At 40.6% G+C, this 12,678-nt stretch carries 8 protein-coding genes; 1 reads left to right on the top strand and 7 read right to left on the bottom strand.

Features of this window, described 5'->3' with window-relative positions:
• Positions 1 to 18: 18 nt before the first annotated feature.
• Positions 19 to 1,104: an McrC family protein gene (locus ACXAFV_RS15375; RefSeq protein WP_475127756.1), complete on the bottom strand. Its 1,086-nt coding sequence runs from the start codon at positions 1,102 to 1,104 to the stop codon at positions 19 to 21.
• Between the two features lies 1 nt (position 1,105).
• Positions 1,106 to 2,863 (bottom strand): AAA family ATPase, encoded by a 1,758-nt coding sequence (locus ACXAFV_RS15370; RefSeq protein WP_475127754.1) that lies wholly within the window; start codon positions 2,861 to 2,863, stop codon positions 1,106 to 1,108.
• A gap of 368 nt (positions 2,864 to 3,231) precedes the next feature.
• Here ACXAFV_RS15370 and ACXAFV_RS15365 point away from each other — a divergent pair, with 368 nt between their 5' ends.
• Positions 3,232 to 3,654, top strand: coding sequence for a very short patch repair endonuclease (locus ACXAFV_RS15365; protein WP_475127753.1), 423 nt, complete (start codon positions 3,232 to 3,234; stop codon positions 3,652 to 3,654).
• A 36-nt stretch (positions 3,655 to 3,690) separates the two neighbouring features.
• Here ACXAFV_RS15365 and ACXAFV_RS15360 read toward each other — a convergent pair whose 3' ends face one another.
• The 5 genes from ACXAFV_RS15360 to ACXAFV_RS15340 form a co-directional block, all read right to left on the bottom strand.
• Entirely contained in the window at positions 3,691 to 4,956 is a 1,266-nt protein-coding gene (locus ACXAFV_RS15360) for a DNA cytosine methyltransferase (RefSeq protein ID WP_475127752.1), read from the bottom strand.
• A 268-nt stretch (positions 4,957 to 5,224) separates the two neighbouring features.
• Entirely contained in the window at positions 5,225 to 6,634 is a 1,410-nt protein-coding gene (locus ACXAFV_RS15355; protein ID WP_475127750.1) for a 3'-5' exonuclease, read from the bottom strand.
• Positions 6,635 to 6,695: 61 nt separating this feature from the next.
• Positions 6,696 to 6,878 carry a hypothetical protein gene (locus tag ACXAFV_RS15350; RefSeq protein WP_475127748.1) on the bottom strand — a complete coding sequence of 61 codons (183 nt, stop codon included), beginning with the start codon at positions 6,876 to 6,878 and terminating at the stop codon, positions 6,696 to 6,698.
• 8 nt (positions 6,879 to 6,886) lie between these two features.
• Entirely contained in the window at positions 6,887 to 9,517 is a 2,631-nt protein-coding gene (locus ACXAFV_RS15345) for a hypothetical protein (RefSeq protein ID WP_475127746.1), read from the bottom strand.
• Positions 9,492 to 12,569 (bottom strand): UvrD-helicase domain-containing protein, encoded by a 3,078-nt coding sequence (locus tag ACXAFV_RS15340; protein ID WP_475127744.1) that lies wholly within the window; start codon positions 12,567 to 12,569, stop codon positions 9,492 to 9,494. Before ACXAFV_RS15340 ends, ACXAFV_RS15345 begins: the two co-directional genes overlap by 26 nt.
• Positions 12,570 to 12,678 lie beyond the last annotated feature (109 nt).

Here is a 12,678-nt window from a genome sequence, read left to right as displayed (position 1 = left end):
AATATTCCGGCCGGATCTCTATCCCTTGAAGATTTCATCAATTCTTGCTTGAATCTGTTCTATCTTTTTTGAATCTTCACCTTGGACCACACGGATCAACCTCCCGTAAATCTCCTTCCAAGAACCATCCAAATCAACTGTCATCACTTCCATCCAGACATTCTCATTCCACTGATACTTCTCATCAACTTCCGTTCCATTTGTCGGATAGATTAAGATCCCTCTTAGTTGAAGCTCCTTCTTCTGGTGCATCAAATACGTAAACAACTGATACATATTGTGGCTGTGAAAAGAGGACTTCCCAAAGTGCTCCTGAAAGACGTTTTTATAAAACTTCGCATCTATGATGACCTTCTCCTGGCCATTTTTATGGGTAAGCGATACATCCGTCTTCATCTGCGGCAAAAAGGCAGTATTCCCTTCAAGCCCCCACTTTAGCACCTCTGAGGACACACGATAATCCTTCTGCTCTATCCTGTAGAAATGAAACAAGAACTTTTCAAAGATCCCATTCAGTGCCTTTTCATCAAGTTCAGCGGAGAATAAGCTCCACTTGCCTTGCTTGTGAGACAACAAACTAAGCTCGAATAACATCTTAGCCAGATGAATCATCCGTTTGTAATGCACATTATGTCTTCCAAAATAGATCTGCGAAAATATCTTCTTTGTTAGCTGGATCTCCCCAACCTCATGGAGATAATCCAATTGCATGAAACTCTTCTTCCGGGTCTCTTTTTTCACATATTGATTCACACAGATTGACTGCAGCGTTGATTTTATTACTTGATTCAGCAAGATATCAGGTGAATACTCATCCTTTTCACAAACAAGCATCGGCTTTCTTCCGACTAGGTAGGGGATAGATTCGTTAATCATCATCCTTCCACCCAGCCGGTTAGTCACTTCCCGCTTCTCGACATAGTCCTTGACGAATCCCCGCCTGTGAAGCCATTCCACTTCCCGGATAAATTGATTGACGATGAAGTCATAGGTAATCAGATCTTCATCGACATCATTCAGACTTTCAATCAACTCCGGCATGTCATTGACATAGCTTAATAGGCAGAATAGATTGCGGATTGGTACTTTGAACATCCTCTCCATCTTACAGACCTTCTACGAGAGAGGTGACAATATCCGGCCGATCAAAGAAGTACTCTTCCAAAAGCGGCTGGATTTCAAACATGAGAACCCCTTGATACCAAGCTTCTTCATCCATCTCCTCAGGCTTACCGGCAAAGAAGGAATGACCGATTGCATATCCCGCACCAAGTTGAAAGTCATTTACAATCTCATCGTTAATCTTTGTGACTGTATTCGTGATTCGCTGCATCATGCCTTGAGATACTCCTGTCTCCTGAACAGCCTTATACCACTTTTCATTAAATGCCGGCTGGAGCGTAATGAAGGCAAATCGGCGACGAATGGCCACTTCAAGCTGAGCCAGGGAACGGTCAGCCGTATTCATCGTACCGATCAAATACACATTGGACGGCACCGTGAACTTTTTCTTCGAGTACCCCATCGTGACATATTCATCCCGCTTGTCACGCTCAATCAGCATAAATAGCTCGCCGAACACCTTGGACAAATTCCCGCGGTTGATTTCATCGATAATGAAATAATAGTCTTCATCCGGATTTTCCAATGCCCGCTGGCAGAAATCAAAGAACACCCCATACTGAAGGGAAAAGCCATGCTTATCCGGCCTGAACCCCATCACAAAATCTTCATAAGCATAATTCTGGTGGAACTGAACCATCTCAATCCGGGAAGAATCCTTCACTCCTATAAGTGAATAAGCCAAACGCTTGGACACAAAAGTCTTCCCTACTCCCGGAGGCCCCTGAAGAATGATGTTTTTCTTGTAGCGGAGAAGGCTGGTGATTTTGTTGTATTGGTTTTCATCTATGAACACTTCTTCAAGGAAATCCACTTTCGAATAGCTCTCCAGTTCTTCCGCAGTATACTCATGAATAATCCCGATTGCTTCTTTTAAATTCGGTTTCAATCGCCAGATAAAGTGGTTGTTTTCTTCATATTCCCCGTTAAAAAGTACGTACCAATAGCAATCAGTACCCTCATCCTTTACTGGCACCTGAATCCCCGTTACATCAATCACCCTCTTTGCAAGATTAACAACCGGAGCATTGAATGAAGAATGATGCTTCCCAAGCGCACCAGCCAAATGAGTAGCTGTTGCCTCTCCTCCAAGCTCATACATTTTATGTAGGTAGAGGAGATCGTTCTTTCCGAACACATCCTCATTCTGTAAGAGTTCCACCCACTTTTCCGTACTAATTTTGTCTGGTGACGATAAGTTTGTTTCCTTTGCTTCAAGATATTCACCTGAAATATTCATTTCGTCGTAGCATTTAATTATCTTAGCGATTAAGTTTTGCCGATTTTCTACGCTAGAATAGATACTATTTTCAATTCTTAATAATAAGTCACGATAACAATCCTCAATTGTGTTATCAATAGAAACCTCTTTCTTTATAAAAGCTTCCATATCATCAGACATCTTTCGATCATCTTTTGCATTAATTCTGTCACCAAACAAAATATTACAGAAGCCAACCTCATCTTTGAAATTCCATATTTTATTCCCATTCTGAATAAAGTTATTTTTCATAGAATGAATATTTGTAGTTAGTTTTTCCATTAAGCTAATCTCACAAAATCTTCTACCTGGGCTTTGTTTACCTATCAACACCATCAAAAATCCATAATATACCGATCTATTTTCTACTTCCTTTATCACCTTTACTAGGCCTCTCAGTAACCGTTCTGACGTTTCATTCTCTTCATCGTTATATAAATCACGGAACTCATTTACTGTCATTTTATATAAATCAATCACTTATAATCTCATCCCCTGGAAATGTGTATGTTGCAATATACATTTTACATAATTTACATTTTATCACATAAGCTCAAACTTTGTATTCACCACTCTACTTCAATAATATTGCAGTAGAATGGTGAGTATATATGAAAGCTCCAAAAGCAGCGTCTACAGTTTCCACGAGGTAAATCAAAAATATTATTCAGTAGAAAAATATTTTGCCCATAAAATATCTATTCCCCAAACACTATATACTGCTGGAAAGCCTATGCACAAAATCACCAAGGCTATAAGCAGGTTTTCTGATAAAAATTGTTTAATATGTTTATCTTTATAATAAGCTAGGTAGTATAAACATATAGCCTTCAAAGGAGTTCGTTAAAATGAAGAACCCTAAAACAACAGAGGAAAGAAGCAAAATCATGGGGTCCATCAAAGCTGTCTCGAAATTGGAAAATATGGTGACCGAAGAATTGTGGAGCCGAGGCTACAGGATTCAGAGAAATGTAAGGTCATTAAAAGGAACGCCCGATATCGCCATAAAGAAGTATAAAGTAGTGGTGTTCATCGACTCCTGCTTTTGGCATCTTTGTCCAATCCATGGCAAGATACCTAAATCCAACGTCGAGTTCTGGACGGAAAAACTGACCAGAAATCAAGAGCGCGACAAGGAAGTGACGGAATTTTATAAGGAAAGAAGCTGGTATATCCTACGCCTCTGGGAGCATGAGATACGCGGGGAGTTCGAAAGTGCCATCCATAAGATATGTGACTTTATCGATGAAGCAAAAGCGGAATTTAAATAAAGGACTTTCCTGGATCAATCCAGGAAAGTCCTTTATTTATTGTGAGTCCGTATCCGAAAAGACCAAATCAAGTTCAACTTGATTCCCCTCGATATTTTCTTTCTCGATTTCCGAGATGCGTTTACCCATCCGCTCTATCAAACCGACGACCAATGCATTCCCCATACAGAAGTATCTCATCCTGTCAGTCATCCCTTCCGTCCACTCATCCGGGAATCCATTCAGGCGTTCACACTCTACAGGTGTCAGGATACGCAGCCTTTTCGTCTGGGGATCTTCCACCACATGAGTGCTGCGATTGACAGTGCCTTCGCTCGTCAACATCGTCCTTCCAGGCTTGTCCAATGGCTCAGGAAAAGACATGCCACCTTCGGAAAATGTGTATTTATGCCCTGTTGCTGACGTCCTTTCAATCCTTTTGGGACCTTTTAGGTATGTGAACTTTTCAACGGCCGATTCCGACAAATAATATTTTTCGTCAACATCGGTTTGAAGGATATCCTTCAATGGAGTCGGTGATTCTTCTACTACAGGTGTAACTTCTTCCGTATAAACCAGATCGTCCCTCATGATGCCAGCATTATAGTAATTCATCGAAAACTCATCTGAAATCTCGACAAGATCCTTCTTCATGATGAAAGATTGAGGCTTTTTCTTTTCAGAAATACCTTCCTTCACCGGAAATGCCTTCGCAAAGAAGCCTTTCTCGTGTATCATCTGGCTTTCATCGAACCCTCTTCTATTAACGACATAAGGGGTTTCATTCTTCGTGGCAAAGATGAATACCCTCCTTCTTCTCTGGGCTTGTCCATATTCTGCCGCATTGATGACTCTCCACTCCACTGAATATCCCAAGTCTCTGAGGCTTGCCAACATGATGGAGAAATCCCTTCCCCGTTGCTTAGAAGGGGACTTCAGCAATCTATCGACATTTTCAAGCAAAACATATTTGGGGCTTGTCTCCCTCATCAGTCGGGTGATTTCCCAAAATAGGACACCCTTCTTTCCTTGAAGTCCTTTTTCCCCATTCAAACTCCTCGCCACTGAATAATCCTGGCAGGGGAATCCACCAACGATCATGTCGATACCCTGGTTCTTGAATGTCTCTCCATCCACCATGCTGATATCTTCGTTGGAATGTTCACCTTGACCTTCAAATCGACGTGCATAACAGTCGAATGCATGCTGCGCCTTCTTGGAAGGCTCCCATTGATTACCCCATACAACATCGAATCCACCTGCAGCTTCAAGGCCGATTCGGAAGCCGCCAACTCCGGCAAATAATTCTATTACATTTATCATGACCGAACATCCTTTCGGTTTTATTACCTAGGTTCATTATAATAAAAGTTGTCCAAAAGATCAACTTTTTTATCTCAAAAAATAAAATATATTATAAGTTTACAAAAGTATATTATAGCAGAACAATGGTCTTCCTTTATAGGTAAATTTCTTAAATTGAATCATTATTCCATAATTTAATATAATAGTAAATAAATGCATATTTATGGTTGTGATAAGTAAATTCATTACAAAAAAAGAAGAGCCGGCATCTCCAGCTCTTATATTATTACAATTTCATACTTTTATATAATTGTGTATCCAACTCTTTCAGAAGACGCAATGGCTCCCCATGAGTGAATAATTGAAGATGTGCTCGGGCACGTGTAATTGAAACGTATAATAAACGTCTTTCAATCTCCCAATAGTTTTCTTCTTTTTCTTCGTCAGGTGCACTGGAGGGTTCAACTAAATCGATGATGAATACAAAATCAAATTCCAGTCCCTTAGCAGAGTGGAACGTACATAACTTAATACCAGGTGTATGTGGATTGCCACCTTCTTTGATATCCTCAGGTCGGTACCCTGTTGTCTCTAATTTTCTAAGTATCCGGTTCCTGGATGAATCTTTCCTCCAAGCAAGCCCATTACGATATAATATCCCTATCGTGCAGTCTGGAGTTTTCGCCTGAATTCTTTTTATCGATTTGATGATTTCATCGTCCTGGACACTTTCCGATTTACATTTATACAGGATAGGCACAGGGCCTTCCCTTGTCGGCAATGTCGGTGCTACGTATTCTTCATCATGAATTACACTGTCATTTTGCTGAAGACTATTTGCCAATTCGATTATCTGTTTGGTGGAGCGGTAAGATTCCTTGAGGACCTTCGTGCGCCCACCAGTGATATTTATCCCAATTTCCTTCCAGGTGAACGAGGTCTTATAGATTTTCTGACCTTTATCAGCCGCAACAATGAACGATTTACGTGCTATATTTTTTAGCACCTGTAATTGGACTTGCTGAAGATCCTGTGCCTCATCTACAAAGATATGGTCGTATTTATCCCCATCAGAGATTTTTTCTTTATTAAAGAATAACGCCACTGCAGCATCATCAAAGTCATTCCGATAGTCCTTTTCCTTGTTATAGGCTTCGAAAATATCAAATATGATTTCACGGTCTCCCATCGTTACACGTGTACTTGTGCCACGGCCCCTTCGGTTGACATCCAGGTATTCATCCTTGGTTTGTATGCCTTTACCTTTAATCCATTTAATTTCTTCCTTCAAGAAATCAAAGTAATCGCCCGTGTCCACGAATCTATGCGAGCGGTTAGACTTCACCTTTTCGATTCCTTGTTTAATGAAATTATCCTGCTGTTTCCCTTTCACCAACCAATATTTCTTTTTCATGGCCCGCATGAATGCTCCCATTGCCCAAGAATGGAAGGTCTTGACCTCCAAGTTTTTAAGGTCATATTTTTCAATAATATGCTTTGTTGAATTGTTCAGGGCCCCGGCATATGTGAAGATGACAATTTTATCTCCCGGGTATTTAATGGCTGTCTTCTTGGCTTTTTTCAACATTACGAGGGTTTTTCCACTTCCTGCAATCCCTCTTATCAATACTTCACTGCCTTTGTAATCCACTATATCTTGTTGTTCTTTCGTCAGAGTCGGTTCTAAATTTGTCATAATACATAAAAGGTGAATAAAATCCCCTTTTACTCCTTACACCTCTCAATCCTCAATCACTCTAAGGCCAGTCATCATCGTCGTCATCATCCTCATCGTCGAATTCGTCCTGATGGTGGCCAATCAATCCTCCCAACTCAATCAAATCCAACGCTTCATCAGTCAAATCCTCGATTGAAGTTGAAGGGGCATCATCAATCAGCATTCTCCAGTTAGCAGCGACTTGCTTCCATATGGAATCCATTCTTCACTTCACCCCTTATCTATGGCCAGTCTTGCATCCATGCATGTATCTTGGTGCGGACAAAACTTGCAATGTTCTCCTGCTGTTGCTGGTGGGAATGTTGAATCATCTTGAAAACTTTCAATCATCATTTCTTGTAACGATTCTCTGTTTTCCAACGTTTCTTGGAACAGCCGGTTTCGTTTATATGAACTCAATCCCGGGAACTGAACCACTTTCCTTGAAGAACTTACGCTGAACATTTCATTAACTTCATCATGATTTACAGGCGAGACGCCATTGATGAACTTCCGAGCGATAGATTCCTTTTTATACAGCGTCCATTGAGGAAATAAATTCCCAACCACTTGGATAATATCATCATTCTTCAGGGTAGTGCTTCTTTTCACAGTCCGAATCAACTCAGTGTAAAGAAATTGATGGACGAAATCATCAGCAAAAACAGGATATTCATTCGTGACATAGCTATAGTAGAATCTACGTTGACATTGATTGAATTCAACTAAGTAATCTTCAAAAGAAAGCTCGTGAAGGGCTTCTTCTATACCGCTTGATTGCACTTCATTGAAATTGACAGGGTTTGGACAGAATTCCTCTTGTTTCCCCTCCCCATTTTTTTTGGGGTCCAATATCTTCATTCCAAGCTGATGGACATATACCGCCGGCTGTAAATCTTTTCGATCTAAAAAGTTCGCCATCCATGAAAGTTCAAGGTTCATGTTATCTCCATCAAGAAATTCCAGGGCGATAAAAAGCAAGTACCTTGATATCTGCTTGATGGATTTGTTCCGAAGAATGTTCAATTCAAGCACTTCATGACGTAGTGAGAGTTTTTCAAACGTCTCCTCCTGAAGTGGCCAAGGCGTACTGAACTCGTCCAGAGGCAAGCCCTTCTCATCCAACCCTGTCAAATAAAAGGACTTCACATCCTTCTTGAAGGCTTCTCCATCGACTTCGATGAAAGGCTTGATGAATGTATTATCTTTTTTGGAAAGTTTTCCGCTTAGATAAAGGTTGATTGCTTCCCCGATGTCGTCGTAAAGGAAGAAATTATCATCTTTGATTGTCTCCAACTTGTTGTTTAACTCATTAATCACCTTGATTTCTTTATCATATAAGACTGAATGTTTCAAGGGATTCCGCTTTTGAACGATTCTGAGTAGCTTAGTGAAATGTCGTGTGATCGATGTTTCTTCTGCCCCTGCATCAAACAACTCTTCAGCGATGAATATCAGCTGATTGATGAAGTACTTGACATCTACCACTTGTTTTTTAGTAAAAGAGAAGTGTGCAATCTTGGTGAATGGACTCCGGACACTCTTTACTATCCTGTCATCCCCGGGTTCTTCGAAATGTGGGAGTACATTCTCGTAATGACCCAGCAGCTCTTCAAATCTTTTCATCCAGCTTTGTGTACTTTCGCAACCCGAAAAGAATGGCAAAAGCTGTTTCAGGATGTAGGTATAGTCCCTCGCGTTTTTCTTATTATTGGGATTGTAAAGCCAGCCTGATGAAAAGGTCGACATCAGGATATCTTCATCAAGGATGAACCTCTTCCCCTCCAACATCCCGTGAATTTTGCTTATGAATTGTCCTATCGGATACTGTAGGAAATTTCGCTTCTCCGCAAACCTTTCCGGGTAGTACTGAACAAGGATATCATTCAGCATGTCGGCATTCGTCGCAATTATTTGAACATCCTCTTTATCTTCCTCTTCCATTCCGATTGGATAAGAAGGTACAATCACTTCATTAAGGAACTCAAAAAATGAATCATATTTAATGATATTCCTTCCATGATTTTTCTTCTGAGCTTCCCCCCCTTCAAAGGCCGATAGGAAGTTAGTTCCGATTGTCTCCTTCAAGATTTCACGGTTACTTTCAATAACCCACTCATCAGTCCAATTGAATTGTTCTGAAATGAAGGCCCTTGTAAAGTCAAATGTCTCGGAAAATCGTTGATCATAAAAATTGAAAAAAACAAGTTCAAACCCCGCTTTTGCAAGTGCCTGTAAGAATACCTGCTGTTCAGGGGTTATGAAGTAAAAGCCATGTAAAACAATTCTTTCACACTTGGTATTGATTCTAAAATTTGTTCGATTTTTCTCGTTGCTCTTCGTAATAATTTCGACTAACTTCTTCATTACATCAGTGATAGACCAACCATTATTCAGTTTCCTTCTGATTGCATTATAGGATTTATCTGCTTCCTCCGCCTCAGACCAGATTTGCTGAAAGTACTCTTCTTTTTCAGTGCGACAAAGCCCTGATAAATCTCCGGGCATCACCCCTGTATTAGTCAATAATCGGATGGTTTCAAGAGTATCAGCTATGTTATTTCTGAAGGCTTCCTTCAATAGTGGGTTGAGAGGATTACTTTCAGCTATTACTTTTGAAAGCGTAAGATACTGCTTTAATTCCTCCTCTGGCATATTCCATTGGAACAATAATGAGTCGATGACTTCACGAATCGTAAAAATGGAATGAAACTCGCCCTTCTGTTTGTCCCTGTATGCATCCGCAATGCCATCAGCCATATTTTTTGTGGCGCAGATGTGGATTGCTTTATTTATTTTTTCAAACTGAGAATGATGCCTCCACCCCTTAGGATCATCATAAGTGTAAACTTTTATCTTCATTGTGAACTCCTTTAACTGCCTGATCTAATAGGGAACCCCAAGTGAAGTCCTGGACCCTCTTCGGCATCATAAGGATTAATCGCTTCTTGGCCCTAGTCATGGCTACATATAGTAGGCGTGTTTCCTCGCGCTCCACTTCAAACGCCTCATAAGAATTCAAGGATAAATATTGGTCATTTTCCGTGTGTTCTTTGATTGACCAACCAACCAATCGGTGATGCCCATCAATTTCCTTTTCATCCTGAACGTAAAAAGCGGTCTTATCGCTCGAAAATTTATGGCCGACCTTGGGAATAATTACCGAATGATATTCCAATCCCTTCGAACGGTGAACCGTAGTAATCTCTACTGCCACGCCTTCAGCCTTAATCATAGGCTCATTTTCCGTACGATTCACACGGATTTGCAAAGACAGCCACTCGTGCAGGGTCCATATCGTTCCATTCATGGAATCGAATTGTTGTTGTATGAGATTCAGGAGATGGAACAGATTCTTTTCATATTGTTTTATAGCATTCCTGAGTGTGCTTTCATTGTCGATGGTTGACTTATAAAATTCCTCGACATTACAAAGCAGGCCATTTTCTGAAATCACCTTCTGGATGACCGCCATCGCAGGTAATGAACGCAAGTCGTCCAAGTAACGGTCGAACCCCCCTTTGAGATGGGTACGAAGGAATTTAATGATTTTCTCGCCATCCCCTTTGAAAGGAACCAAAAGTTTGCCAGGGATAGAATAACCGAAATACGGTGACTGCAAGACGTTGATCAAATGCGTCGCCTCATGTGGATACATTAAAGCATCCAGTAGCATCTTGAAGTGCAGCACAGCATCTGACTTAAAGAAAGTCCCATCCAGATTTTGCACAGTGCCTATTTCGGCTCTATCACACCATTCCCGGACATCTAACGCTTGTTTATTGGTCCTAACGATAAGGGCAATTTTCTTATTTTCCTTTTCCGGTAACTTTTCGACATGTTGGAATGCATCCTGAATCTCACGGACCGTATTTACTTCAAGTTCTTTTGCCTTCGATTCTATTGTACAGAATTCATTGTCTGCACAATCGGTGTCCATCCCAATAAGGCGGTCTGCCTTGGAATAAGGAAGAAGGCTTTGACGATTCTTCTCCTTGCCCCATTTCTTTTGCCCCCACACAGAAAAAAGTTTATCCAATTCATTCAGCAAGCTCCTGGTGGTACGGTAATTCTGATTCAAGGAAATGGGAACAAATCCTGATTGATTAGTTTTCATTGCAAACTCTTCCAGACGCTCAAAAGAGGTATAGTCCGCCCCCCTGAAACGATAAATGGATTGCTTTACATCCCCCACAACGAATAGCTTATAACCTAAGAGGCTTTGAAGACTTGCAACAAGCTCTATTTGAGTATTATCGCTGTCCTGGAATTCATCTACAAACAGGTACTTTCCAGTTTCAAGCTGATTCATTTTATTACCGTCTCTTGTAAACAACTTCAACTTGCGGATAAGGTCGCCCATGTCAATGGCATTTTCTTTCTTCTTCTCAACTTCCAGCATTGTTTCACAACGAGTGAATACAAATTTGAAAAGGTTATGAAGGACGGTATATCTTTCATCGATAACCTTCCCCCACTCCAAGTTCTGGATTTCTTCCTTTGTCAAACCCTTCTTTTCCATTTCATCCCAAAAACTGTTCATCAAATTGACAACTTCATAATGATCAAGCTTAAGAGATACCAAGTCAGTGATGGGATGGATTTTGAAATATGCATCTGCCAATTCCTCAATAATTTCCTTTTTCTTTTTGATGAAGCTCCTCAGCTTCATATTGCGACCAAATCCCAACTCATGTGCCAGCTGTGTCAAAATGGTCTTTGAAAAGGAATGAATCGTACTGATTTGCATGTTTTTCACATCTTCAGCCAATAAAAGGTACTTTGTTTTGTCTGTCAGTTCGAACATGGTTAACAATTTTTTTTGTAGCCTTTCCTTCATTTCATTTGTGGACGCATTAGTGAAAGTGATCATGACGATTTCCTTTAATTTGATATTCGCCATTTCAACTAGAAATAATATCCGGTCAATCATCACATAAGTCTTCCCGGTACCCGCCCCAGCTGTTATCATCAAGTGGTTTGAAGGAGGTGTATGTGCTGCGGTAAACTGCCCATAGTTAAAGTCAGGGAAAGCAGGGGCGAGGACATCCTTAAGGAATGCTACATCACCTTTCCCATCCTTCATAACCACCGTCTCCAAATGCCCATTCCATCTATCAGTCACAAACACCTGGAGTTGGAATTCTTTCCGAAAGCCCTTATATGTATCCAACCAAGCCTTCTCTAGTGGAAAAGTAGAGAAAAGATAAATCTTGATGCCGTCTCTTATGAAAGTTTCAATCGCTTCCTTTTCCTTTAAAAAAGCTTGCTTATCATGGAAGAGATATAACCGGGAATAGGAACCTTCCTGATCAAAATTCATCTCTTCATGTTCCTTGATGTAAAAATGCTTCTTCAGTGCCAGCCACTTGTGGTCATTCAAAGGCTTTCTTGCTTTATATACTTCCATTCCATTAAGCTTTCGTACCCATGTTCCTTGCTCAAAATCATCTTTGAACAGGATGGGGGGGGTTGTGAGGAGAACATCGAAGCCTTTCTCCTTCCACTGAGTGCTTGTGATATAAGGAAGCGCCACGACCGCCCGTTTAGTGAATGAACGGTATAGCAATGCCCTCTTTTCGATATCATCGCACAGCATATTAAGCTGTTGATTTGCCTGATTGTATGGCTCCCCTTGCTTTGAATAAAAATCTTCATATAGCCATTTATGGCCTTGGATTCCAACAATATTGTCAATGGTGAGCCCTTTTACTTCTATGACGGTCGCCCCCAACACGCGATCCAATAGTAATATATCAATCTCCCGTTTTTTCGAGTGATTTTTCTTGAACATGGGAAAGTGAAGGAAACCGAAGCTGTCCCGCTCTGAAAATAATGATTTCACATGGGCCCAAACATGTCGCTCTGCAACGATTCCCGGTCTGTAATCAACAACCGTTCCTTCAATAAACAATGTAAACAAACCTCCAAAATAAACCGAGTTAGTCTCATTATACTAAAACTTAAGTATGAAATGGGAATGAATTTACAAAACTCGACAATTCCCTCGAACTTCTTTCAAC

Source organism: Rossellomorea sp. ABR4_012, assembly GCF_056159545.1.
Note: the sequence above shows the minus strand (reverse complement) of the source record. Positions and strands in the feature narration are given on the sequence as shown.

Bases quoted from the DNA above. Each gene is read 5' to 3' on its own strand.
- ACXAFV_RS15375 (WP_475127756.1), bottom strand. From the start codon at position 1,104: ATGGAGAGGATGTTCAAAGTACCAATCCGCAATCTATTCTGCCTATTA.
- ACXAFV_RS15350 (WP_475127748.1), bottom strand. From the start codon at position 6,878: ATGGATTCCATATGGAAGCAAGTCGCTGCTAACTGGAGAATGCTGATT.
- ACXAFV_RS15345 (WP_475127746.1), bottom strand. From the start codon at position 9,517: ATGAAGATAAAAGTTTACACTTATGATGATCCTAAGGGGTGGAGGCAT.
- ACXAFV_RS15365 (WP_475127753.1), top strand. From the start codon at position 3,232: ATGAAGAACCCTAAAACAACAGAGGAAAGAAGCAAAATCATGGGGTCC.
- ACXAFV_RS15360 (WP_475127752.1), bottom strand. From the start codon at position 4,956: ATGATAAATGTAATAGAATTATTTGCCGGAGTTGGCGGCTTCCGAATC.
- ACXAFV_RS15355 (WP_475127750.1), bottom strand. From the start codon at position 6,634: ATGACAAATTTAGAACCGACTCTGACGAAAGAACAACAAGATATAGTG.